The following is a 22,986-nucleotide window of genomic DNA, read 5'->3' as shown; positions in this document are numbered from 1 at the left end:
GTACCAATTACAATAAAGAAAACGTGGGTTTTATTTGTTTAAAGCTAACAAAATAAAAACGTTATGGAATTAAGACGAGTTGTAGTTACAGGATTAGGAGCACTAACTCCTATTGGAAACAACATCCAAGAATACTGGAATGGTCTTTTGAATGGAACTAGTGGAGCAGCCCCTATTACTTACTATGATACGGAAAAACATAAAACCAAATTTGCTTGTGAAGTAAAGAACTTTAACATTGAAGACTATATGGATCGTAAAGAATCCCGTAGACTTGATAAATTTGCTCAATACGCTATCGCTGCAAGTGATGAAGCTATAAAAGACGCTGGCATCAACAACGAAAACATCGACAAACAAAGAGTGGGTGTTATCTGGGGTGCAGGTATTGGAGGGTTGGAAACTTTTCAAGATGAAGTAATGTATTATGCAAAAGGAGATGGAACACCAAAATTCAATCCGTTCTTTATTCCAAAAATGATTGCCGATATTGCTCCTGCTCATATTTCTATGCGCAATGGCTATATGGGACCTAACTACACTACAGTTTCTGCTTGTGCTTCATCGGCCAATGCACTGATTGATGCTTTCAATTACATCCGACTTGGTATGTGCGATGTCATTATTTCAGGTGGTTCAGAAGCAGCCATAACTATTGCTGGAATGGGCGGATTTAACTCAATGCACGCACTATCTACCAGAAACGAAAGTCCAGAGACAGCCTCAAGACCATTTGATGCAACAAGAGATGGATTTGTACTAGGAGAAGGTGCTGGTGCTTTGGTACTAGAAGATTATGAACATGCCAAAGCAAGAGGCGCCAAGATTTACTGCGAAATTGGAGGAGGCGGAATGTCATCCGATGCTTACCATTTAACAGCTCCACATCCAGAAGGAATCGGAGTTATTGCGGTAATGAGAAACACCTTAAGAGATGCTGGCATGAACCCTGACCAAGTGGATCACATCAATACTCACGGTACATCCACCCCACTTGGAGATGTAGCTGAATTAAAAGCGATTAGTGCTGTTTTTGGTGATCATGCTAAAAACATCAATATCAATTCGACCAAATCAATGACTGGTCATTTATTAGGAGCTGCAGGAGCTATTGAAGCCATTGCCTCTATCCTTGCCATGCAACACGGAATAGTACCTCCTACGATCAACCACAGCGTTGTTGACGAAAAAATTGATCCAGCCTTAAACCTTACACTTAATACTCCTCAAAAAAGAGAAATTAAGGTGGCTATGAGCAATACTTTTGGCTTTGGCGGACACAATGCTTGCGTTTTGTTTAAAAAACTAGTTGACTAAATTCAATATGAATATAATCAGAAAAATATTTTCAAAATCCCGTTCCAATACAGACGGGATTTTTTTTAATTCCATCGAAAAAATATTAGGATTTGCCCCTTTAGATATTGAAAAATATCAAAAAGCTTTTACACATCGCTCTTCGAACAAAACGGATAGGGATGGCAATCCGATGAATTATGAACGCTTAGAATTTTTAGGAGACGCCATGCTTAGCTCAGTAATAGCAGGCTATTTATTCAACAAAGCACCGCATGGAGACGAAGGATATTTAACTAAAATGCGTTCCAAAATTGTAAGTCGCGAGCATTTAAATGAATTAGGAAAAGATTTAAACTTGATTCAGTTTATAGATAGCAAAGTACCCGTACAACATTTTGGCGATAACATTCATGGCAATATATTTGAAGCCCTAATTGGCGCGATATACCTTGACCGTGGGTATGTGTATTGCGAAAAGTTTATCAATAGCCGAGTAATTCTTGAATATGTCGACATTAGCAGATTAGAAGGCAAAGTAATTAGCTACAAAAGTTTAGTTATCGAATGGTGTCAAAAAGAAAAGAAAAGCTTTTATTTTGATATTTTTGAAGATAATGCCATCGACGGACAACGCTTATTTGGGGTTCGATTAAGCATCGATGAAAAAGTAATTGCCAAAGCAAGAGCGACTTCCAAAAAGAAAGCAGAAGAAAAAGCATCCCAACGCGCTTACTTTGCTTTTCAGGAAAAAATAAATAAAAAATAACCGTATTTTTCTGATCGCTATAACGTTTTCGATAACGTTTTAACAAAATCATATCATTTCTGCTTAGAAATTCTTCAATAGAAATACTATCTTTACTACTTATTTTAACAGAATGGCAATTCATAAAGTAAATTTAGATGAATTTGAAGCGATAGAATATGCTATTATAGCAATTCATTCCACACTGGAAGATTACCGATTAGCCTATTTTATCAATCAAGCCTTAAACATTAATCTAGGCAAAAACACTAAAGATCTTTTCGTTAAAATTAAAGAAGGAGAGTCTTGTTTTTCACGATACTCTTTTTACCAAGCCGATGAAGATATATATTGGCATTTGATTAAAAACAAAAATGAGGTAGTGCAAATCAAAAATAACAGCAAAACCAACTTGTTTATAGAACAAGATATTTCAATTTCGGTACAGACCTACTTAATACCTGAATTAAAAAAAGCTGATTATTTCTTAAAAATAGAGGCTTGCCCTAACACTTTTAATTTAATTCAAACGGTTAGTAAATTAAATGCCATAGACGTAATTAATATGTCTTACACTATAGAAACAGAAAATTTAAAAACAAAAAACAATTTAATTTTTTAATAAAATGCTTACAAACAAAAAAACGAAAATTGTAGCCACACTTGGGCCTGCATGTAGTACAAAAGAAATCATCAAGGATATGATTGAAGCAGGGGTTAACGTGTTTAGAGTAAACTTTTCGCATGCTGACTATAATGATGTTAAGAACAAAGTAAACATCATCCGAGGAATAAATGAAGAATACGGATACACTACCGCTATTTTAGGTGACTTACAAGGACCTAAACTTCGTGTAGGGGTTATGGAAGAAGGCGCATTTGTTAATGATGGCGATTTAATTACATTTACCACAGCAGAAGAAATCATTGGAACTTCTAAAAGAGTATTCATGAAATACAAGAACTTTCCAAACGATGTAAATCCTGGGGAGAGAATACTTTTAGATGACGGAAAATTGATCTTTGAAATCGTTTCGACAGATAAAAACACTGAGGTTGTAGCCAAAGTAATTCAAGGAGGAGAATTAAAATCAAAAAAAGGAGTTAACCTTCCTAATACTAAAATTTCCCTTCCGGCAATGACCGAAAAAGATATTGCAGATGCTAAATTTGCTATCGAATTACAACTAGATTGGATCGCACTTTCTTTTGTTAAAACACCTAGAGATTTACAAGACTTACAAGAATTAATCGCAGAACACTCTGAATTCAAAATTCCAATTATTGCCAAAATCGAAATGCCAGAAGCATTAGAAAACATGGACAAAATTGTAGCTTATTGTGATGCATTAATGGTAGCTAGAGGTGACCTAGGAGTTGAACTTCCTGCTCATGAAGTACCTTTAGTTCAAAAAGAATTAATTAGAAGAGCTAAAACAGCAAGAATTCCGGTAATTGTAGCTACACAAATGATGGAAACCATGATTACTAGCTTAACGCCAACTCGTGCTGAGGTAAATGACGTTGCAAACTCAGTGATGGATGGTGCCGATGCAGTAATGCTATCTGGAGAAACAGCAACTGGTAATTACCCTGTTCAGGTTATTCAAAAAATGACACAAATATTAGAGGCTGTAGAAGATTCTCCGCTGATCAATGTGCCTCAAAACACACCTCAAATCAAAACCAATCGTTACATTACTAAAACGATCTGTCACCACGCAACATTAATGGCAAACTCTATTAATGCTAAAGCAATTTGTACACTTACTAATAGTGGATACACTGCTTTCCAAATTTCTGCTTGGAGACCAAACGCACATATTTTAGTATTTACTTCAAACAAACGTATCTTAACACAATTAAACTTATTGTGGGGAGTAAAATCGTTCATGTACACTAAAGATGTGAGTACTGACGACACCGTTACGGATGTAAATGAAATTGTAAAAGAAAAAGGTTTTGTTCAAAAAGGAGACTTCCTAATTAACTTAGCGGCTATGCCAATCAAAGATAAAGGAATGGTGAACACCTTGAGAGTATCTGAAATTGAATAGAACGATATAACACAATTATGAAACGCTCCTTAATTAAGGGGCGTTTTTTATACATTTTTTTCTCTATTTAAGAAGAATCCATATCTTTAGCGTTGTCAAAAAAATCATTACCTAACTTAAAGAATAAACAAATGGCTTTTAACACCTCAAATAATCCTTTTTTAAACAATAAAAGCTTTAAAAATCAGGACAAATCAAACACGGTACATCAAGCTACTGTAATTGATTACAACCAAGACATGACCCTTTCGGGAACAATCAACAGAAGTTTAATTTTATTTTTATTACTAACTGCATCAGCTACGATTACTTGGTGGATGGCTTTTAATGACATGAATCCAATCGTTCCTACTATCGGAGGCGCTGTTGTTGGGCTTATCTTAGTAATGATTGCTGCATTCAAACCTCATTTATCACCTTATTTAGCTCCTGGCTACGCCGTATTTGAAGGTTTATTTATTGGTGGTATTTCTGCCATCTTTGAATCCAAATATCCTGGCATTGTACTTCAAGCTGTGAGTGCAACTTTTGTTACGTTTATAGTTTGCTTGGGACTTTATAAGTATAAAATTGTAAAAGTGACCGAACAATTTAAATCGGTGGTACTAGCAGCCACATTAGCTATCGCAACGTATTATCTTATCTCTTGGTTATTTTCGATGTTTACTAGCTTTACACCGGTACACCACGATAATTCATTAATGAGTATTGGTATTAGTGTCTTTGTGATTATCATTGCCGCTTTGAACCTCTTCTTAGATTTTGACCGAATAGAACAAGGTGTTTCCGAAAAAATGCCAAAATACATGGAATGGTATGGCGCCATGGGACTACTCATTACTTTGGTTTGGTTGTATATTGAATTTTTAAGATTACTATCAAAATTATCTAGTAAAGACTAAATCTCGATTTCGCATTTGAAATCTGGTATAAACTTTAATTCATAAAAAAAGCTGTCAATAACGACAGCTTTTTTTATACACTCTTAAAAAACAAATAATTAAATCGTTGCTTTTGTAGCATTGGCAACTGCAACTTGCTGAATATCGCGATCAAATAAATACAAGCCCCCTTTGTCGTCACCAATTAAATTGATCTTATCCAAAATTGATTTTGCGGTAGCTTCTTCCTCAATTTGCTCAGCTACATACCATTGTAAGAAATTGTGTGTTGCGTAATCTTTTTCAGAAAAAGTAATGTGCACCAATTCGTTGATAGAATTAGAAACAAAAATCTCGTGTTTGTACAATTCTTCAAACATATTTTGAAACGTTTCATAAGACGATATTGGCGCTTTCAAATCAGTGATTTGGGTATGTCCGCCGCGCTCGTTAACGTATTTAATTAGCTTTAACATATGCGCGCGTTCTTCATCCGATTGGGCATACATAAACTGTGCAATGCCTTCCAAACCATGTGCCTCAGCCCAACAAGCCATCGATAAATAAATTTGAGAAGATTCGGCTTCGATTCGTATTTGATTGTTTAAAGCGGTTTCGATATTTTTGGATAACATAACAATATGAATTATGGTTAATAAATAAACTACAAACAAAAGTACTAAATTGAACTATAAAGATATTTATTTACCAGCCATCATTAAATCTCATCATTACAAATTCCTTTAATTTAGAATCATAATAAGCATGAATATAATAATTTTTATGCCTGAAAGTGTTTTGCAAAACCGCTTCGGGATGTGCATATGAAAATTGACTGATAAAATCCACCGCCAAAGGAGCTGGTGTGGATGAAATATGATTCCCTTTTTTGTCCAAAACACTCTCAAAATAAACATTCAATGGAATAAAATAAGAATTGGTTACGAAATCACCATCATTGGGAGTAAAACCAGAAGAAAACTGTTCCACTTCTTGATTACCTCCTATTGTAAGCAACAAATTTTTGGGCGTTTTATATACCGAAACACCCAAATCAGTAGCTGATAACTGCTTTAAAAACTTGACGGTAGTTTTGATCGCTTTGGGGCGTTGATTGACAACTTGAGTGTACAAAGGTGAGTTTTTGAAGGTAATTGTATCATTTTTGGTTGCACTAAATTCTTTGATCAAAACATCAGTTTCAAAATCTTTGTAGCCAAAATGTAATTCTTCATCATTCGCAGTTACTTGATATATTTTGTTTTCGTGATAATAAGAATTCGACAATCCATTTAAGCGTTTCAACGGAAATTGCGGAATGCTACGCTCAACGAGTTTTAAGCTCTTAAAATCCAATTGAAACAACTGTGTTTCATTTATATTATGGTCGAACGTGAAGAGAATATCGTTCTCTCGCACATAAAATTTAGACTTACTTGTGGCTTTAAACAACGGATTATAGGCACGTGTTTCTATTTTTTCTAAAGGCAAAACAGACAAAATCATGGATAAACGGATGACTTCTTTTTTACGATTCACAAACTCGAAACCGCTAAAATCTAAGAGAAACTGTGTTTTTTTCGAGTCTTTAAAAATATGTAAAACCAAGGCATCAGCATCTTTCTTTTTAGTAATGACATAAAAACTATTGTTTTCATTAAAAACATGGAGCACCGTTTCTCTTTGGGAAGGAAACTGAAAATAAGTGGCAGATGTTTTCTTTTCAAGTAGATCATAATGCACCGCAATCATATTTCTGAAAGCCTGATCCACCCAATACAATGTGGGGTTTTCATCTGTTCCAAAGGAGTAGCCCGCCATTAATTTATAACCAATATCAGGTCTTTTGGTCACCATACTGTCTTTAAAAAACAAGAAGGGACTGTACTTTAGAATCGTCGTTTTTTCTTTGTCTGTAGCAAAAACAAATACATTATCATTTTGCCTATCGTTGGCACTGATAACTTGATGGTACTCTTTTGACTTTTTAAATTCTAAAGGATGAGAGGCTAACTTTATTTGGCCAAAAGCCAAAAAAGTACTTCCAAGAAAGAAAAGAACCCACAACTGTTTCATAATGATTTATATTAAAAATAGTACAATTCTTCCCGCAAAGAGCATACCAAAAAAATCGCTACTTATTCGTTCATGATTTGCTGAAAATAATCTACAAATTGTCCCAAATGCAATCCATCCATCAAACCGTGATGAACATGTACCGACATATTCATTCGTTTGCTTCTATCGTTTTCAACCACCATTTTTCCAAAAGAAATTTTAGGACAACTATCTGGAAAAGTAAAACTACGAGCATGCGATAAAGACGTAAAATCCAACCAAGGCAAAGCCGAAAAATGAATTAAATTATCTGAATCGAAAGAACGTGTAAACAAACCTGTGGTGTTTTGAATGCGTTCGATTTCTTCTAGTGCATTTTTCTCGAAAACAGTAAAATCGGGATGAAATTCAATTAATGAAAAACCAAAGGTTCCATCAGGACGACCAATAGTAGCCGAACCATCAATCCTATCGTAAACCACAATGGTTTCGTTATCGATTCGGTATCTAAAATTTTCAATCGCATTGACCGCTTGTAAGGTTTTGTGCAAATAATAAATAAAGAAAGAAGATGAAATGGATTTGGCTTTTTCGTATGCCTTTGTGCAGTCTATTGCCACAGTAGCTCCAAAAAAAGGCTCACTCATTTGTCTAAAAAAATGAAAATGCTCTTTTCTGTTCCAATTTTCAAGGTCAAACGGCTGCTTCATTAGGTTAAAAGTGGAATTATATCGGTTAATTGTTGCAAGGTAGTAAATTTGGGATGCTCGACTTTGTGGTCTATTTTCTCGTGTGCCCAAGTCGTGTGAAACGGAATATGTGCAGCATAACCACCTATAGAAAGTACAGGCAAAACATCCGACTTAAGCGAATTACCAATCATATAAAACTCATTGGGTTGAATCTCCAAACGTTTAATCAAATCCAAATAATCGATATCTTGTTTGTCTGACATCACTTCTATATGATGAAAATAAGGACCTAAACCTGAATTATGTAATTTTCGTCTTTGGTCTAATAAATCACCTTTGGTAGCAACTACTAATTTATATTTTCCGCTCAACGCTTCTAAGGTTTCAGTAACGCCGTCAAGCAAATCGACAGGTTTTTCTAATAAATCTTTTCCGTATTGTACGATTTTTTCAATCGCTTCAATAGAGATTGTATTGTTTGAAATTTTCATAGCCGCCTCAATCATCGATAGAATATAGCCTTTGATACCATAGCCGTAGAGTTTTAAATTCGCAATCTCTATTTGAAACAATTCGGATGAAATTCCTTGATGCGAAAGATAATCTTCCATCAAACCACAGAATTTTTTTTCGGTTTCGTCAAAATACATTTCATTGCCCCAAAGCGTATCATCAGCATCAAATGCTATCACTTTCAAATTTTTCATCCTTACCTATTTTACAACAAATTTAAACTATAAACCCGCAAGAATTAATCCGAAAAAACATTAATTCAAAACTTTTTCGGTCCGTCCATACTTTGTGAATCGGAAAACTACAACAAAACATCCAACATTAGTACTCCTACGAACACCAAAAAACTAAAAATATAACATTGCAAAATTCATGAATAACCATTACGCTTTATCGATTGTTTAACGTATCCTCCTAAGTACTAGGATATGAATTTTGTATTTTTGTAAAAAATATTTGCCATGAAATATACCTATTATTTAGTACTCTCGCTTTTAAGTTTTTTATTGCTTTCGTGTTCTTCTGGAAGCTCTGACAGCGAACCAAATGAATTAAAAGGTGAATCAGGAAGTTTTCTTTTTACCTATAGTGCTATTCCCTCCAAACCCATTCCGGTGCACTACTATTATCCTTCGAGTGGCGCAAAAGAAACAATGAAAATACTGATGGTGTTTCATGGCGATAGCCGGGACGCAAGTTATTATAGAGATCTATGGGTGGCATATGCCGAAAAATATAAAGTGCTCCTCTTTGCCCCTGAATTCTCTGAAAAAGATTTCCCTGGCGGTAATTTCTACATTATGGGTAATGTTTACAAAGACACGAACAAGCCCAAACCAGAAGATTTAAATCCGGAATCACAATGGACTTTCTCTTACATTGCTCCTTTATTTGAGGAAATTCAAAAAAGAACCAAAAGTACGCAAACGACCTATGATATTTATGGCCATTCGGGAGGAGGACAGTTTGCACATCGTTTGGCGTTGATGAAACCAAGCGAAAAAATAAACAGAATTATCAGCTCCAACGGAGGGTGGTTTACTGCACCAGACACAGCAGCTCTATTTCCCTATGGATTAAAAGAAGCACCTATTACCACTGAGAATTATGCTAGTTTTTTGAGAGCCCATCTCACTGTGCAAGTAGGAAGCCCTTGTACGGTTTGTAACGCAAGTGGCAGCGACCAAAGCAGTGGATTCAGACATAATACTTCCGCAGATGCCCAAGGTCTTAACCGAATAGATCGCGCTTTATATTTTTACAATAGCGGCAAAGCACTTGCTAAACAACTTGGATTGCCCTTCAATTGGACGTTTCGAGAGGTGCCCAATGCCTATCATGACCCAATTAAAACAAGTCAAGATGCTGCTCAATTCTTATACAATTAAAAAAAAGAGCGCCTCGATTTATCAAGGCGCTCTCTTTATAACGTAAAAACGATTGTTTATACCAAATTTGCTTTTATCAAATATTCTGCAATTTGAATGGTGTTAGTAGCCGCTCCTTTTCTCAAGTTATCCGCCACAATCCACATATTTAAGGTATTGTCTTGGCTCTCGTCACGACGAATTCTACCTACAAAAACTTCATTTTTTCCTTCCGCATAACGAGGCATTGGGTAAGTGAACGTATCCAAATTGTCTTGTACCACGATACCATCGGTGTGATGTAAAATATTTCTAACTTCTGAAACATCAAAATCATTAGTAAACTCAACGTTCACCGCTTCGCTATGACCTCCAACTACAGGTACACGAACAGCAGTTGCGGTAACTTTGATGGTATCATCACTTAAGATTTTTTTGGTTTCGTTGACCAATTTCATTTCTTCTTTGGTGTAACCGTTGTCTTCAAAACTATCACATTGCGGGATACAATTGCGATTGATTTTGTATTTGTACACCATGTCGCCTTCAATTCCAGCTACTTCATTTTCGAATTGTTGTACCGCTTTTACACCTGTCCCTGTAATGGATTGATAGGTAGAAACGATAACGCGTTTGATGTTATATTTTTGATGTAAAGGTGCCAAAGCCAATACCATCTGAATTGTAGAACAGTTCGGATTCGCAATGATTTTGTCCTCTTTAGTCAATTGGCTAGCATTGATTTCTGGAACCACTAATTTTTTGGTTGGGTCCATTCTCCAAGCTGAAGAATTATCAATTACTGTAGTACCAGCGGCTGCAAATTTAGGAGCCCACTCCAAAGAAGTTCCTCCACCAGCAGAAAACAAAGCAATATCTGCTTTTAAATCTACTGCCGTTTGCAATCCTACCACTTTATATTTTTTTCCGTTGAATTCTATTTCTTTTCCTACTGATTTTTCTGAAGCAACAGGAATTAACTCGGTAACTGGAAAATTACGCTCTGCTAAAACTTTCAACATGATTTCGCCTACCATTCCGGTAGCGCCTACAACTGCTATTCTCATCGTATCTCTTTTATATTGACTTACTATTGAATTACAAAAGTAAGTAAACTAAGAAACAAAACAAGGTGATTCACAATATTTAACAAATTGTTACATATGAAACATTTTATATGTTTTTCTATTTATCAACACAAAAAAACCGCCTCTATTTTGGAAAAAGAGACGTTAAGTTAGACACTAGTGTAGCGGTATTATTTCTTTAAAAGATCTCTAATTTGAGTCAATAATTCTTCTTGAGTTGGTCCAGCTGGTGCTGCAGGAGCAGGTGCTTCTTCTTTTTTCTTCATACTGTTAATGGCTTTTACCATCAAAAAGATCACAAAAGCTATCACTAAGAAGCTTATGATTGCCGCCAAAAATTTACCGTACAAAATACCTCCATCGGTTTTTAGTCCTGCTAAATCTTCTACTTGAGCAGCTTTTAATGCTGGGTTTAATAAAGCTGGCGTGATAACATCTGCTACCAATGAGTTCACAATAGCACCAAAAGCGCCACCAATGATCACTCCTACTGCTAAATCCATGGCGTTGCCTTTAGCAATAAAATCCTTAAATTCTGAAATCATTCCCATATTTACAATTTTAGTTATTTGATTAGAAGATAAAGATATTTAAAAATTTCCTAAACTCTAAAAATTATTCCCTGTAAAACACCCGCTTCACCCGTTGGGAAATACTAGTTAGAATTTCATAGGGAATGGTGTGTAGCTTTTCGGCCATTTCGATTACGGTTGGGCTTTCGCCAAAAATGATTACCGCATCGCCTTCTTGACAATCAATTGCGGTAACATCTACCATTAGCATATCCATACAAACGCTTCCAATAATGGTGGCTTTTTGCTGATGAATCGACACATATCCTACTCCATTTCCCCAAAGTCGTGCGATACCATCGGCATAGCCAATAGGAATTGTGGCTACTTTGGTAGGCCTATCAGCCATAAAACGACGCCCATAACCTACAGAATCTCCAGCTGGAATCGTTCGGATTTGTGAAATAACGGATTTGAGCGTACTCACATTTTCTAATTCTTTTTGTTCTTCGTCATCATTAGAAACACCATACAAACCAATTCCCAAACGAACCATATTGTATTGCGCTTTCGGAAAATTACTAATGCCCGAAGTATTCAAAATATGGCGAATGGGCTGAATATTCAACTCGGTCATCAAACGGCTGGATAAATTATCGAACAACTCAATTTGAGATGCAACAAAAGCTTGATGGTTTAGGTCATCACTTGTGGCCAAATGCGACAATATACTTTTTACTCGCACCAAAGTAGTGTCTTTGAGTATCGCGATTAATTCCTCGATGGTATCTTTTTCAAAGCCCAATCGGTGCATACCTGTATCGAGTTTGATATGAATCGGAAAGTGCTTTAGATTCTTTTGTTCGGCTATTTTCAAAAAGGAACGCAAGCCTTTCAAACTATAGATTTCAGGTTCTAATTGATGTTGAATAATCGCTGAAAAACTCGTAGACTCAGGATTCAAAACCATAATCGGCAGATGAATTCCTGCTGTTTTCAAAGCAATTCCCTCATCGGCGAAAGCCACACCTAAATAATCAACTTGGTGATGTTCTAGTAATTTGGCAATTTCAAAACCGCCATTTCCATATCCAAAAGCTTTAACCATCACCATCATTTTAGTGGAAGGTTGTAATTTCGAACGGAAAAAATTAAGATTATGACTAATGGCATTGAGATTGATTTCCAAAACCGTTTCGTGCTTTTTTTCTTCTAATACAGCCACAATATCTTCAAAATGAAAGCTTCTTGCGCCTTTGATTAAAATGGTTTCGTTGCTAAAAGTAGCACTATCCAATTTTGCTAAAAAATCGGCAGTAGTAGCATACGTAGTGCAATTGACGAACTTATGTTTAAAAGCGGTTATGGTCGTTCCGATGCCAATCACGCGGTTAATTTTGTTAGAAATAACAAGCTGCGATACTTTGGAATACAATTCTTCATTCGATAATCCGCTTTGAAAAATATCGGACAAAATCACTGTTTTTTTCTTGTATTGTTTTTGACTTTCTAAGAAATCCAATGCAATTTTTAAAGACTGAAAATCGGAACTGTAACTATCGTCAATAATTGTGGTGCTATTAATGCCGTCTTTGACCTTTAGTCGCATTTCAACGGGATACAACAAATACATCCGATGTTCGATAGTCACTCTATCATAGCCCAAATGCAACAACACCATCAAACAATGAATCGCATTTTCGATAGAAGCATCATCTTGAAAAGGAATAATGATATCAAAAGCATACGACTGTAGTTGAAGATGCAACTTGGTTTTATCTAAAATGCTTGTTTTTTGAATGAAAACATCCGCAGTGGTATCTTTAAAACTCCAAGAAAAAGTTTTTAATGACGGTTTCAAAAAAGCATCGATAGTTTTATTTTTATTATAAATCAACAAATCACAGTGCTTAAACAGCTGCAATTTTTCTTTTATTTTTTCGCCAATAGAAGAAAATCCTTCGTCGTGAGCCGAACCAATATTTGTCAAAATCCCAAGCGTGGGGCGAATGATTTTTTCCAAATGCACCATCTCATTTACGGTAGAAATTCCGGCTTCGAAAATTCCGAAATTATGTTGCTTGGCAATCGCCAACACAGACAAAGGAACACCTACTTGTGAGTTATAACTTTTGGGACTACGAATGATAGAATAATCGGGGCTTAGCAAGAAATTGAGCCACTCTTTTACGATGGTTTTTCCGTTGCTACCCGTGACACCAATTACTGGAAAATGAAATAAACTGCGATAATAGCTCGCCAATTCTTGTAAGGCTGTTAACGTATTTTGTACCACCAAAAACTGTGCTTTTCCTTCGCAATGCTTAGGAATGTATTGCACCACGAAATGAGTAACGCCTTTTTGAATCAAATCATTGATATACGAATGCGCATCGTTGTTGGGACCAATCAAAGCAAAAAACAAGGTGTTCGGTCCGTTTTGCAAGGAACGGCTATCTATAGCAATAGCATCGATAAGTACTGAAGGGTCGCCTTTGAAAGTGGCATTTATTTGTTGCGAAATCGTAGCAATAGAAAGATTCATTGTATTCTTGATTTGAGAGTAAAAATACTATAAAGACAAGCAATCTCATCTTCATTTCATATTTATTTAACTTGAACTTCTTTGGGTTGCAATCCCATCAAAACAATTGTAAATTGCGAGATCAAAATTGGCAAACCAAACAAATTGACCTTGAAAAAAATAATAACCTTCTTTTCTTACGCGTTCCATCCTATATTTATTCCTTTGATGGCAACGCTGTTTTATTTTTATTACAATGCTACTTCTTTTGATCTAAAGGAAATAGCTTTTGTTTTGCTTCAAATTCTGATACTCACCATTATTGTTCCCGTTTTACTTTATTTATTATTAAGAGCCTTAAAACAAATCGACTCGGTCATGGCTTATGAATTAGAGCAACGCAAACTACCCTTAATCTTTCAATGCTTTTTAATGATATTACTGATTAAAAAGACCATTACCATTGAATACTATTTAGAATTGCATTTTTTCTTTTTAGGTGCTTTGTTGAGTACTTTAATAACCTTATTACTTTTGTTTGCTAAAATCAAAGCCAGTATTCATATGCTAGCCTTTAGTTCGCTCACCATTTTTATCATAGGCTTACAATTGCAGCACCCACAAGATTTTTCAATTGTAGTACCCACCTTTATTTTTTTAAATGGCGTTATTGCATCGTCTCGTTTAGTAATGAATGCGCACACTCCCAAAGAGCTAAGTATAGGGTTTATATCAGGTAGTATTCCGCAAATATTGCTAATGATTCTTTGGTTATAAGATGTAGAATATTAGACCTAAATTAAAATTTTGCATCTGAAGTTGTTCTCCTGCTAATTGCCCTTTCTGAAATAACGAGTTGAGCCCATATTGTACATACACATTAAAAGTGTTGTAACCAGCCCCAATGTGTGCGCCGTAGCCTAATCGATTGAGATCATTATTGTTTTTAATCACTATTCGATCACTACCCGCCTCATACAAACTACGATCATAAAGCATATAGCTAAATTTCGCTCCTAAATAAATTCGCCAAAATTGCGTACTTTCAAAAGTAGAGGTACGCCATCTCAGTTCAATGGGAAAATCGGCAGTTAAGGTTGATAACTTATTCGCACTGTACGTACCACGTTCCAATAAATTATAGTCAGGATTTTTACCAGAACCCGAGATTTTAAGATTATGATTGTAATTGTTATGCGTCAAACCTAAACCAGCAGCTATGGCAACCGTTCTAGACGCATTTAACGGCATGTCTCTTAAAAAACCTGCGGTAAAACCAGCTGCAATTTTATCTTTATCGTATCCTTTGGGAGTATTTGTTAATGTATTATAAGTAATTCCAAAATAAAACTGATCTTCTCTATACAAAGAATCAAGTTTCTTCTTAGGTTTTGATTCATCGTAGGAAAGGTCTTGAGCAAAAGCACAAGTACCAAGAAATAGCAAAAAAAGCAATACAAAATTACGCATAGCAGAAGGATAAGATAAAGGATAAAGAAAGGATTTTTACCCAATACAAATATACTACTTTGATTGTGTATTTTTAAGCATGAATGAAAAACCGAACCATAGCCCTAATCAATTGGATACTGTGACCCTTGAATACAATTACGCTTACTAATTTCTTTATCCATATAATTCTGAATCAACGTTTTTTTAAGTCCCCAATTGGGCGCAATAAGTAATTCCCAATCAGAAATACCAAACAAACGTTGTACTACAATATCTGGTCGCAACAACGGAATTAACTGGCACAATAAATCCGTATACTCTTCTAAAGTAAAAAGCGGAAAGGGATTACGTTTATAGTGCACACCAAGTATGGAACCTTCTACAATATGTAAATGATGAAACTTCACAAATTTTATTTGAGGATATTGATTGATCTCGTGTATGTATTGTAACATCATCTCGGTAGTTTCTCCTGGAAACCCAAACACAGTATGAATACACAAATCAATTGGACTGTTGGCAAACCATTCTACCGCTTGAATAAACTCTTGATGGGAACAACCTCGATTAATTTGTTGCAGCGTCGCATCATATATGGATTCCATTCCCATTTCAACATCAACATCTAATCGATCACAATAGGATTCTAATAACGCAATTTTTTCAGGATTCAAACAATCAGGACGTGTACCTACAGAAAGTCCAACGATAAGCTCTGGCGCAGCTGCTATGGCTTCGTCATAACATTTTTTCAAATAATCAACATCACCATAAGTGTTGGTATTGGGTTGAAAATAAACAATAAAGCGTTCTGCTTTGTAGGACTTTTGGGCGCGTTGGATGCCTTGCACTACTTGATCGGTAATGCTTGGCAATTGTCGAGAAAGTTCAGGCGTAAAAGAATCGGTATTGCAATACGTACATCCTCCAAATCCTTTACTCCCATCACGATTTGGACAACTAAAACCAGCGTCTACAATAACTTTATACACCTTTTGTCCGTTGTATTTCTCTCTTAGAAAAGTACCATAATTGTTATAGCTTTTTCTTTCATTTGAAACTGTATCCTTCATTTTGCAAAAATAAGACGAATCTAGTTAATAGCAGAACATTCAATTGTAAAGTATTGCTAAATAACACTTTTAGCAAAATACCGCTATTTACAAAAATCAGATGAGAAGAATAAAATCATAGGGACGCCTACAGTAGTATTGTACACTATTTTACTATTGCTCACAACATCGTCGGCAACAATCAGTTTCACTCTAAAGTAACTCCATTTTTATTATTAGCCCAAATCGTAAAATACAAAGTATTTTTTATGCTCTATCATTAGTTTGAAAAAACGTAACATTTTTTTTAGTAACATTTATAGTTGCGTATAAATAACATTTACCTCCATCCTTGGGACTTTTTAATTTTTGAATTTTCCACTTATCATTGTCTTCAACACTACAAAAACAGTAAATCCCAACTAACTTATCTCCATTTTCATCAATTTGTGGAAAATATTGTCTTTTATAATATCTTAGTTCAATATAGTTTTTCTCATAACTTTCATTGTAATGTTTTACTTTGCTTCTAAGCAAAACTTCAATTGTCTTAATTTCCTCTTTAGATAAGTTGATCGATTTTTTTGAATCCTCCAATTGCAATATAGCTATAAATTGATCTCCGTCTGTAGTGTCAATTGATACTGATTGGACTGGCAAATTTGCTTCAATCGGACTATCTATTCTTTCTCTTTTACAGTTAATAAAAAGTAGTAAGATAAAAAACACAATCATTCTTTTTTGCATAAATTTCTGTTTTTCAGTTCTTAAAAATAGCATACTACTTACTAGCTCTCTTCGGACTATAAACATATCCAAAGCTCAGTTCAGAAAAATCGGCTTGTCCTAAATTAGCATTGATAGTTGCGGCAACAAAAACATTGTGTTGGGGTGCTTTTTTGGCGGTAATCGCGTAGTACCGAAATCCTAAACGAGAGGAAATATATTGCTTTGTTTTGGCTTTAAGTCCAAATGGTTTGGGAATATATACCCCCGAAGCAGCACTTCCGTTATTTAAATACCAATCCAGTTTAAAAGCAGGTTTGTACACGTTTATTCCTAATTCTGTTTCAATACTGATATGATGAATTAAGACTTCAAAATTGGTATACAAACCAATTGCTGAGGCATTTCTGAAGGGATTATTTTTCAATGCTGGAAATTGGGTATTGATCACTGAACCTTCTTCTTTAATGTAATCATAATAATCATCATAGAATCGATAGAAGAAACCTACACCGTATTTAAAGGTTTTATCCTTTATTCGACCTACCGAAAAAGAACTAGTATACACATTTTTCAGTGCATTATAATCACGAGCCAAGACTTTTTGTCCCAAGCCCAATCGAGTTCCATAGTAGGTTTGCGTATGTGATTGATCCGAGGGACTAACTAAAGTTGGAACAGAAGCAGTGTTTTTGACGAAATTCAATTCTGTTTTTACAGTAGCTAAATAAGAATTCAAACCGTGATTGGGCAATCGGGTATGACCGTTTGAAAAATGGGTAAAGCCTCCACCAATTTTCAGGTTGAAGTCTTTTCGATGCACCAGATCATAATACAAAAAGGATCTAAAAGCCCAAGTAAAGTGAGTCGAAATTCCAAAATTTCCAGGGTTGGTAACTTTGTCATAAATGACGTTATTGTAAGATCCTCCCAAACCCACCTGAAAACGGATGCGTGGAGTCACACTATTCAAAACACCAAAATCAAAAAAAGGCATTACGCTAATTCCGTAACCCACTTTCTCCTTATTACCAAAATCAGCAAAAGATAGCAATATTCCAGTTTTGGGATAATTTAACCGTTTGGCCCAAGTGTCGTTTTCAAAGGTAGTTGTGCCAAAAGTAAAATCAACCCCTTTTTGTGTCTTCGTTTCCGGAAATATACTAATTGAGGGAATGGTTTCACCCATAGCATAACCAATTCCGATAAAATTGACATTGTTTTTGATGCTAGTAGTACTCTCTTGAGCAATACTTTTGACACCAAGTAACAAAAAGAAGATTTGTGATAACGTTCGTAAAGTCATAATTAATCATCATCATTTGAGTTGCTTGAATTACACAAGAAGCTTTAAACACAGAACGAAATCTATTTCTGTAACCTATGAATTCTCCATAAAAAAACACCCAACTTTACCTTCATGAGTGTAAAATTGGGTGTTATCATTTTGAAAATACGCTGCTTGATTTTCTAGCAGAGAGGAAGGGATTTGTATTTCCTGTGTAACGCCTTTATATAATAGGGTTTTCGCTGATTAAATTATAGGGTCTCGATTTTGAACCTCGAATATCCATCTTTATGAATGGCAAATTATTGCAGTTCTAAAATACGAATTTTTGATTAAATACTTGTTCAAAAAACGGATAAGTTTAACCCATTTTAATCAATTATTAATGTAAGTACTTGTTCATGTACTAAACTTGTGTAGTTGCAAAATTCAGTTATGCTGACTAACTCATTATCATTCTTATTGAGGTCAACACGGATTTTTTGAAGTAATCGAATGCTTTGGCGGTAACTCTTTCCGGTGATACGCTGTATGTCTTTTGGGTAGATACACAACCTCTTATTCTCTGTTTTCATACTCTATCTATAGCTTTGATTGGGCTTTGACATACTTTAAACTACTGACGTTATTATTTGCAGTCAGAATAAAATTAATAATTTTTTCTTTTGATTGCATATACAAGTTGATTCCCAACTCGAGGGAAATAAATAGTCATTTGTGACTATTTCTGCCATTTATGTTTGATAGTGCCATATGGAATACCCTATTCTTTTTTATCTGCTTTAATCTTCTAAAATTTGCTTTATAATCAATCGAAAAGTGTTGCAACAGGAAGATGATTGAGGGAGTTTGATGGATTATTCATTTTTAAATTTTAGGAATTATGGCAAGACAGAAAGGCATAATTAAATTGAAAGGTACTATCGGAGATATTACTTTTTACAAAACGAAAGACGGGCATTTGGCGAGAGAAAAAGGCGGTATTGACGCTAGTAGAATCGCCAATGACCCCGCCTTTCAAAGAACGCGTGAGAATGGTTCGGAGTTTGGAAGGGCTGGCAAGGCTGGCAAGGTGCTTAGAACCGCGTTGCGTCAGGTGTTAATCAATTCGGCAGACGGAAGAATGGTAAGCCGTTTGACCAAAGCCATGACCAAAGTCATTCAGGCGGATGCGACGAATCCGAGAGGGTTGCGCAACGTGATTGATGGCGAGGCAGAATTGTTGGCGGGGTTTGAATTCAACATTGGAGGAAAACTAGGAACGACTTTGTTTGCTCCGTTTGTGGGAACAATTGACCGTGTATCTGGAACGATAGGCTTGAGTATGGCACCTTTTGTACCCACAACTATGATTGCAGCTCCTTCTGGGACTACGCATTTCAAAATCATTTCGGCTGGTGCTGCTATTGATTTTGAAGCCGAAACTTTTGAAGTGGTGAATTCTGAAACGGCAATTTTGCCTTGGGATATTAACCCAACCGTAGCCATTGACCAGGACAACTCTGTGAGTGCTAACAGTACGAATCCATTGTTTTTGGCTTTAGGCGTGGAGTTTTACCAAGAGGTGAATGGGCAAATGTACCCGTTGAAAAATGGGGCATATAACCCACTTTCTTTGGTGCAGGTAGTCGGCTTGTAGGATGGTTTTAGTCTTAAAAAGACAATATTTCCCCGAAGGAACCAATGGACAACTCAAATGCGAGGGCAAATTGATTTGTACTACTATTGAATTGCCTTGGAAGAATAATGAAAAGAGGGTTTCCTGCATTCCGGAAGGGGAATATTTTATTAGAAAGCGCTACAGTCCAAAATTCCAGTGGCATTTGGAGGTGATGGATGTCCAAAACAGAAGTTTGATTTTGTTTCATCCTGCCAATAATGCTTTGCAAGAATTGCACGGTTGTATTGCACCGGTAACGAAGATATCTGGTCCCGGATTGGGATTGCTATCTCGAAAAGCATTTACCAAGCTAAAAACATTAGTATTTAAAGCTTTGGATCAAAACGAAAGTGTGTTGTTAATTGTTGAATCTTAATCCTTAGACTCCGCTAGCATTGACGTTATTGTTTATGAAGGGTTTCGACTGCGCTCAACCTGACAAAGCAATTGTCATTTTATATTGCTTTATTCAGTATAGAAATTATACTTCAGGACAACAAGGAATTAAAAAATATAGAAAGTATGAATGTAATTAAAAGAGCAAAAGCTCCCACCCCAAAATTTTTCAGAGTGTTACGCACCATAGGTTTGGCCTTGGCGGCTGTTGGAGGGACACTTTTAGCGGCTCCGGTAGCATTGCCCGTAGCGATTACTACTGCAGCAGGTTATTTGGCCGTAGCAGGTGGGGTAATTTCTGCGGTAAGTCAATTGACTACAGATAGCCCCCTAGCCCCCGAAGGGGGAATTGAATTAGACTCTGAAAAAGGGCAAAAAAATATTCGAGATGGAGACTAGTGTGACCACCAAAATGGGCACGGCATCTGGAACGTTGTTGAGTATTGCGCCTAACATATTTTCGGAAGATATTCTCAAAACGATTATCTTAGCTGTTGTAGGAGCGATAGTAAGTTTTTGCGTTTCGCTGCTTTTGAAGGGATTGACAAAATCAAAAAAGAAATAATTCGGGTTTGGCGTGGTAACCTTTTCCCGGATTTATAGGAAAGCCTGGTCCAGTTTGGATCAGGTTTTTTTATGTACTTTATTTTTGGATTTTCTACCGTTGTAAAAAAAACACACCCCCTAACCCCTCTCAAGAGGGGAATTCATACCTGATATTATTAGACGATTTGGGGTTGTTTCTACAAGTATCGCTATTTGTGGCAATACCGGTACAAAATGACTTTTCTAAGGTCATTGATCAGGTTGATATTTTGATTGAATTTTTTCTCTTGTTGTTCTAAGAGTTTTAATGCTTCGATGTTTTTCTGGTGTTCTTCGTGTTCTTGCATCATTTGGGTGGATTTGGTGATGAATTCTTTTTTGAAATCGGATAAGCGAACAAATGGAATTACTGAGCCGATAAGGTGCTGTTGCCAGAATTGAGATTTCCAAAGTGCAAAAGCTATCCAGAAATAGTTGTCGACCTCAGCCTTATTTTTGAAAATTATCGCGAAACTGTTGGTAAAGGAATCATTTTGGGGCTTTCCGCTATTCATTCCTTTGTTTAAAACAAAAAAATGAGGTTGTGAGTACTGTATTCCGGGCTTGTTGGTTTTGATGATAAATTGTGTCATGGCGTATACTATTTTAGATGGCTTATTTTTTTTAAAATCAAATTTTGATGCAATCAATTCAAATATTCAATGCTCATTAGGCGCAAAAAGAGTCCAAAATCACGAGTTTCGTTTAAATTGTCTAGAAGTTGTAAGGCTTCATCTTTTGGCATTTGGAAGCGATACAGCATCATATCTCCGCCTTTTATCAATTTATCTTTTTGGATGCTATATACATAGTCCCCTATATAATCCCCGCCTTCAATGATGTAATAAATTGGTGCTTTCATGGTTTTAACGTTTTTTGAACAACTGACTTTTTAAAAAATATTTTTTTTCGGAAATCGAGATTTTAAATCTATAATGAATAAAGAAAAAGAAAGCCCTCTTCTAAAATCAGATTTCAAATAAGAAAGAAAAAAATGAAAAATACTCTCTAGAAAAGAAAGCTTTCGGTTTTTCACCGAAGGCTATTCTTTTCAGAGGAAGATTTTTCATTTTTAGGCGTGCCGGTTCTTTTGTTTTGAAATTTGATTTTGACCTTTGCTTCACTTTTTTTTTATTTCCTAGGAAACTACGTGATTCCACTAAACTTAGGGGTTTTGAATTGTTGTCCGATGTTGATTGTTTGCAGTGGCAGCTTGACGTAATTCCACTGAATTTTAAATGGTGAAAAGGTTTGAGGTAGAGCAGCGGCAGCTCTGGTAATTCCACTTTTGGTGTTTTTTTGCGGAATGGAGGGGCGGGAAGTGGAAGAAGCAGGTGCGAAAAATACCGACCCAGCAGTGCTTAGGCTCACAAGGTAAAAATGCTAAAATGAGATTTTGTGATGGTTCCGATAAAGGTGAATAGGTATTTAAATTCCAATAAACTTTCACTGAAAAGCTACGACCATCACAAACACTAAACACGGATTTTTACCTTGTGAGCCTTAGCAATGGTAGGACTCGGATTTATCAGCTGGTTCTTCCAGTTGCCGCCCTGGAATGGAGCTCGTATTTGTTATGGACCTGCAGTCCACCAGCTGCTGGGCGGAAGCAGCACTACTAAGTCCGGCGCATTTTCGCGCCGAGCTAAAAAGGCTGGAGCCCAGCAGCTGGCACTAAATATTTACGCCAGCCGCAACCCCGCCGCGCTTAGGCTGGCAGCTGATAATTGATGCGGAACTTATATTTCCAATACACATGATGCGGAGTACTGCTTGCTGCCAGCCTTAGCGATGCGTGGGATTGCGGCGTTCCTATTTTAGTGCCCTTTTTTTTACCTGCAGGTCCTATACAAAAGTACGTGTCTCTTGTTTGCAGGGAATTTCTGGTTTAGGAATATTTGATTTTTGAGCTATTTCAAACGTAAGGGGAGACTTGAAATGTACCGGAAAGATGTTGTAACCTTCCTGAAAAATCAAATACTGAACTTTCCTAGTGTGTTGGCAGTAGCGTGAGCAAGTGTATGGATTTTTATACTACGATATGAAATGGAATGACCTCATCAAAATCCATACTCTTGCAGGCTTTTTTGG

The 22,986-nt window shown here is 36.1% G+C and carries 25 protein-coding genes; 11 read left to right on the top strand and 14 right to left on the bottom strand.

What is annotated here, in order from left to right; genetic code table 11:
• Nucleotides 1–63 precede the first annotated feature (63 nt).
• The 5 genes from fabF (at nucleotide 64) to AO58_RS0101085 (ending at nucleotide 5,003) form a co-directional block, all read left to right on the top strand.
• Nucleotides 64–1,317, top strand: a complete 1,254-nt coding sequence (fabF, locus tag AO58_RS0101105; RefSeq protein WP_024979949.1) for a beta-ketoacyl-ACP synthase II — start codon at nucleotides 64–66, stop codon at nucleotides 1,315–1,317.
• A 7-nt stretch (nucleotides 1,318–1,324) separates the two neighbouring features.
• On the top strand, nucleotides 1,325–2,065 hold the full coding sequence (locus AO58_RS0101100) for a ribonuclease III family protein (RefSeq protein ID WP_024979948.1): 741 nt from the start codon (nucleotides 1,325–1,327) through the stop codon (nucleotides 2,063–2,065).
• A 112-nt stretch (nucleotides 2,066–2,177) separates the two neighbouring features.
• Complete coding sequence (locus AO58_RS0101095) at nucleotides 2,178–2,666, top strand: IPExxxVDY family protein (RefSeq protein ID WP_024979947.1); 489 nt, start codon at nucleotides 2,178–2,180, stop codon at nucleotides 2,664–2,666.
• Between the two features lie 4 nt (nucleotides 2,667–2,670).
• On the top strand, nucleotides 2,671–4,101 hold the full coding sequence (gene pyk, locus AO58_RS0101090) for a pyruvate kinase (RefSeq protein ID WP_024979946.1): 1,431 nt from the start codon (nucleotides 2,671–2,673) through the stop codon (nucleotides 4,099–4,101).
• A gap of 131 nt (nucleotides 4,102–4,232) precedes the next feature.
• Nucleotides 4,233–5,003, top strand: coding sequence for a Bax inhibitor-1/YccA family protein (locus tag AO58_RS0101085; protein ID WP_024979945.1), 771 nt, complete (start codon nucleotides 4,233–4,235; stop codon nucleotides 5,001–5,003).
• 98 nt (nucleotides 5,004–5,101) lie between these two features.
• Here AO58_RS0101085 and AO58_RS0101080 read toward each other — a convergent pair whose 3' ends face one another.
• The 4 genes from AO58_RS0101080 to AO58_RS0101065 all read right to left on the bottom strand — a co-directional run bounded on the left by AO58_RS0101080 (nucleotide 5,102) and on the right by AO58_RS0101065 (nucleotide 8,439).
• Entirely contained in the window at nucleotides 5,102–5,617 is a 516-nt protein-coding gene (locus AO58_RS0101080) for a ferritin (RefSeq protein ID WP_024979944.1), read from the bottom strand.
• 70 nt (nucleotides 5,618–5,687) lie between these two features.
• Nucleotides 5,688–7,058 carry a hypothetical protein gene (locus AO58_RS0101075; RefSeq protein WP_024979943.1) on the bottom strand — a complete coding sequence of 457 codons (1,371 nt, stop codon included), beginning with the start codon at nucleotides 7,056–7,058 and terminating at the stop codon, nucleotides 5,688–5,690.
• Between the two features lie 62 nt (nucleotides 7,059–7,120).
• Nucleotides 7,121–7,750 (bottom strand): chloramphenicol acetyltransferase, encoded by a 630-nt coding sequence (locus AO58_RS0101070; RefSeq protein ID WP_024979942.1) that lies wholly within the window; start codon nucleotides 7,748–7,750, stop codon nucleotides 7,121–7,123.
• Nucleotides 7,750–8,439, bottom strand: a complete 690-nt coding sequence (locus tag AO58_RS0101065) for an HAD family hydrolase (protein WP_024979941.1) — start codon at nucleotides 8,437–8,439, stop codon at nucleotides 7,750–7,752. The genes AO58_RS0101070 and AO58_RS0101065 overlap by 1 nt, the downstream gene beginning before the upstream one ends.
• A 267-nt stretch (nucleotides 8,440–8,706) precedes the next feature.
• Here AO58_RS0101065 and AO58_RS0101060 point away from each other — a divergent pair, with 267 nt between their 5' ends.
• On the top strand, nucleotides 8,707–9,633 hold the full coding sequence (locus AO58_RS0101060; protein WP_024979940.1) for a hypothetical protein: 927 nt from the start codon (nucleotides 8,707–8,709) through the stop codon (nucleotides 9,631–9,633).
• 56 nt (nucleotides 9,634–9,689) lie between these two features.
• Here the strand turns inward: AO58_RS0101060 and AO58_RS0101055 are convergent, their stop codons facing one another.
• The 3 genes from AO58_RS0101055 to AO58_RS0101045 form a co-directional block, all read right to left on the bottom strand.
• Complete coding sequence (locus tag AO58_RS0101055; RefSeq protein ID WP_024979939.1) at nucleotides 9,690–10,679, bottom strand: aspartate-semialdehyde dehydrogenase; 990 nt, start codon at nucleotides 10,677–10,679, stop codon at nucleotides 9,690–9,692.
• A 191-nt stretch (nucleotides 10,680–10,870) separates the two neighbouring features.
• Nucleotides 10,871–11,251, bottom strand: coding sequence for a large conductance mechanosensitive channel protein MscL (gene mscL, locus AO58_RS0101050; RefSeq protein ID WP_024979938.1), 381 nt, complete (start codon nucleotides 11,249–11,251; stop codon nucleotides 10,871–10,873).
• Between the two features lie 64 nt (nucleotides 11,252–11,315).
• Entirely contained in the window at nucleotides 11,316–13,757 is a 2,442-nt protein-coding gene (locus tag AO58_RS0101045; protein WP_024979937.1) for a bifunctional UDP-N-acetylmuramoyl-tripeptide:D-alanyl-D-alanine ligase/alanine racemase, read from the bottom strand.
• A gap of 150 nt (nucleotides 13,758–13,907) precedes the next feature.
• Here AO58_RS0101045 and AO58_RS0101040 point away from each other — a divergent pair, with 150 nt between their 5' ends.
• Nucleotides 13,908–14,513, top strand: a complete 606-nt coding sequence (locus AO58_RS0101040) for a hypothetical protein (RefSeq protein WP_024979936.1) — start codon at nucleotides 13,908–13,910, stop codon at nucleotides 14,511–14,513.
• Here the strand turns inward: AO58_RS0101040 and AO58_RS0101035 are convergent.
• From AO58_RS0101035 to AO58_RS0101020, 4 genes are all read right to left on the bottom strand, one after another.
• Complete coding sequence (locus AO58_RS0101035; RefSeq protein ID WP_024979935.1) at nucleotides 14,508–15,206, bottom strand: porin family protein; 699 nt, start codon at nucleotides 15,204–15,206, stop codon at nucleotides 14,508–14,510. The genes AO58_RS0101040 and AO58_RS0101035 overlap by 6 nt on opposite strands.
• Nucleotides 15,207–15,310: 104 nt before the next feature.
• Complete coding sequence (gene mnmL / locus AO58_RS0101030) at nucleotides 15,311–16,261, bottom strand: tRNA modification radical SAM protein MnmL/YtqA (protein ID WP_024979934.1); 951 nt, start codon at nucleotides 16,259–16,261, stop codon at nucleotides 15,311–15,313.
• Between the two features lie 246 nt (nucleotides 16,262–16,507).
• Nucleotides 16,508–16,987, bottom strand: coding sequence for a hypothetical protein (locus tag AO58_RS0101025; RefSeq protein ID WP_139225551.1), 480 nt, complete (start codon nucleotides 16,985–16,987; stop codon nucleotides 16,508–16,510).
• A gap of 34 nt (nucleotides 16,988–17,021) precedes the next feature.
• Nucleotides 17,022–18,272 (bottom strand): acyloxyacyl hydrolase, encoded by a 1,251-nt coding sequence (locus AO58_RS0101020; RefSeq protein ID WP_081764634.1) that lies wholly within the window; start codon nucleotides 18,270–18,272, stop codon nucleotides 17,022–17,024.
• Nucleotides 18,273–19,137: 865 nt separating this feature from the next.
• On the opposite strand from AO58_RS0101020, the gene AO58_RS0101015 reads away from it, so the two are divergent.
• From AO58_RS0101015 to AO58_RS18115, 4 genes are all read left to right on the top strand, one after another.
• Nucleotides 19,138–19,893, top strand: coding sequence for a hypothetical protein (locus AO58_RS0101015; RefSeq protein ID WP_024979931.1), 756 nt, complete (start codon nucleotides 19,138–19,140; stop codon nucleotides 19,891–19,893).
• 1 nt (nucleotide 19,894) lies between these two features.
• Nucleotides 19,895–20,290 carry a DUF5675 family protein gene (locus AO58_RS0101010; protein ID WP_024979930.1) on the top strand — a complete coding sequence of 132 codons (396 nt, stop codon included), beginning with the start codon at nucleotides 19,895–19,897 and terminating at the stop codon, nucleotides 20,288–20,290.
• A 146-nt stretch (nucleotides 20,291–20,436) separates the two neighbouring features.
• A complete protein-coding gene (locus AO58_RS0101005; RefSeq protein ID WP_024979929.1) occupies nucleotides 20,437–20,709 on the top strand; it encodes a hypothetical protein in 273 nt (90 codons plus the stop codon).
• Nucleotides 20,699–20,875: a hypothetical protein gene (locus AO58_RS18115; protein ID WP_169733394.1), complete on the top strand. Its 177-nt coding sequence runs from the start codon at nucleotides 20,699–20,701 to the stop codon at nucleotides 20,873–20,875. Before AO58_RS0101005 ends, AO58_RS18115 begins: the two co-directional genes overlap by 11 nt.
• Nucleotides 20,876–21,065: 190 nt before the next feature.
• On the opposite strand, the gene AO58_RS0100995 is transcribed toward AO58_RS18115, so the two are convergent.
• The 3 genes from AO58_RS0100995 to AO58_RS17885 all read right to left on the bottom strand — a co-directional run bounded on the left by AO58_RS0100995 (nucleotide 21,066) and on the right by AO58_RS17885 (nucleotide 22,181).
• Nucleotides 21,066–21,488, bottom strand: a complete 423-nt coding sequence (locus tag AO58_RS0100995) for a DUF6943 family protein (protein ID WP_024979928.1) — start codon at nucleotides 21,486–21,488, stop codon at nucleotides 21,066–21,068.
• A gap of 53 nt (nucleotides 21,489–21,541) precedes the next feature.
• The gene (locus AO58_RS0100990) at nucleotides 21,542–21,757 is read right to left on the bottom strand and encodes a hypothetical protein (protein WP_024979927.1); all 216 of its coding nucleotides are present in this window, start codon (nucleotides 21,755–21,757) and stop codon (nucleotides 21,542–21,544) included.
• A 106-nt stretch (nucleotides 21,758–21,863) separates the two neighbouring features.
• Nucleotides 21,864–22,181, bottom strand: coding sequence for a hypothetical protein (locus AO58_RS17885; protein ID WP_139225552.1), 318 nt, complete (start codon nucleotides 22,179–22,181; stop codon nucleotides 21,864–21,866).
• Nucleotides 22,182–22,986 lie beyond the last annotated feature (805 nt).

The sequence above is a fragment of the Flavobacterium succinicans LMG 10402 genome, assembly GCF_000611675.1.
Classification (GTDB): domain Bacteria; phylum Bacteroidota; class Bacteroidia; order Flavobacteriales; family Flavobacteriaceae; genus Flavobacterium; species Flavobacterium succinicans.
The sequence above is the reverse complement of the archived record's forward strand: the minus strand, read 5'-3'. Positions and strand labels throughout refer to the sequence as shown.

Excerpts from the sequence above, each read along its gene's own strand:
- fabF (WP_024979949.1), top strand. The coding sequence starts at position 64 with ATGGAATTAAGACGAGTTGTAGTTACAGGATTAGGAGCACTAACTCCT.
- AO58_RS0101100 (WP_024979948.1), top strand. The coding sequence starts at position 1,325 with ATGAATATAATCAGAAAAATATTTTCAAAATCCCGTTCCAATACAGAC.
- AO58_RS0101095 (WP_024979947.1), top strand. The coding sequence starts at position 2,178 with ATGGCAATTCATAAAGTAAATTTAGATGAATTTGAAGCGATAGAATAT.
- pyk (WP_024979946.1), top strand. The coding sequence starts at position 2,671 with ATGCTTACAAACAAAAAAACGAAAATTGTAGCCACACTTGGGCCTGCA.
- AO58_RS0101085 (WP_024979945.1), top strand. The coding sequence starts at position 4,233 with ATGGCTTTTAACACCTCAAATAATCCTTTTTTAAACAATAAAAGCTTT.
- AO58_RS0101080 (WP_024979944.1), bottom strand. The coding sequence starts at position 5,617 with ATGTTATCCAAAAATATCGAAACCGCTTTAAACAATCAAATACGAATC.
- AO58_RS0101075 (WP_024979943.1), bottom strand. The coding sequence starts at position 7,058 with ATGAAACAGTTGTGGGTTCTTTTCTTTCTTGGAAGTACTTTTTTGGCT.
- AO58_RS0101070 (WP_024979942.1), bottom strand. The coding sequence starts at position 7,750 with ATGAAGCAGCCGTTTGACCTTGAAAATTGGAACAGAAAAGAGCATTTT.
- AO58_RS0101065 (WP_024979941.1), bottom strand. The coding sequence starts at position 8,439 with ATGAAAAATTTGAAAGTGATAGCATTTGATGCTGATGATACGCTTTGG.
- AO58_RS0101060 (WP_024979940.1), top strand. The coding sequence starts at position 8,707 with ATGAAATATACCTATTATTTAGTACTCTCGCTTTTAAGTTTTTTATTG.
- AO58_RS0101055 (WP_024979939.1), bottom strand. The coding sequence starts at position 10,679 with ATGAGAATAGCAGTTGTAGGCGCTACCGGAATGGTAGGCGAAATCATG.
- mscL (WP_024979938.1), bottom strand. The coding sequence starts at position 11,251 with ATGGGAATGATTTCAGAATTTAAGGATTTTATTGCTAAAGGCAACGCC.
- AO58_RS0101045 (WP_024979937.1), bottom strand. The coding sequence starts at position 13,757 with ATGAATCTTTCTATTGCTACGATTTCGCAACAAATAAATGCCACTTTC.
- AO58_RS0101035 (WP_024979935.1), bottom strand. The coding sequence starts at position 15,206 with ATGCGTAATTTTGTATTGCTTTTTTTGCTATTTCTTGGTACTTGTGCT.
- mnmL (WP_024979934.1), bottom strand. The coding sequence starts at position 16,261 with ATGAAGGATACAGTTTCAAATGAAAGAAAAAGCTATAACAATTATGGT.
- AO58_RS0101025 (WP_139225551.1), bottom strand. The coding sequence starts at position 16,987 with ATGCAAAAAAGAATGATTGTGTTTTTTATCTTACTACTTTTTATTAAC.
- AO58_RS0101020 (WP_081764634.1), bottom strand. The coding sequence starts at position 18,272 with ATGACTTTACGAACGTTATCACAAATCTTCTTTTTGTTACTTGGTGTC.
- AO58_RS0101015 (WP_024979931.1), top strand. The coding sequence starts at position 19,138 with ATGGCAAGACAGAAAGGCATAATTAAATTGAAAGGTACTATCGGAGAT.
- AO58_RS0101010 (WP_024979930.1), top strand. The coding sequence starts at position 19,895 with ATGGTTTTAGTCTTAAAAAGACAATATTTCCCCGAAGGAACCAATGGA.
- AO58_RS0101005 (WP_024979929.1), top strand. The coding sequence starts at position 20,437 with ATGAATGTAATTAAAAGAGCAAAAGCTCCCACCCCAAAATTTTTCAGA.
- AO58_RS18115 (WP_169733394.1), top strand. The coding sequence starts at position 20,699 with ATGGAGACTAGTGTGACCACCAAAATGGGCACGGCATCTGGAACGTTG.
- AO58_RS0100995 (WP_024979928.1), bottom strand. The coding sequence starts at position 21,488 with ATGACACAATTTATCATCAAAACCAACAAGCCCGGAATACAGTACTCA.
- AO58_RS0100990 (WP_024979927.1), bottom strand. The coding sequence starts at position 21,757 with ATGAAAGCACCAATTTATTACATCATTGAAGGCGGGGATTATATAGGG.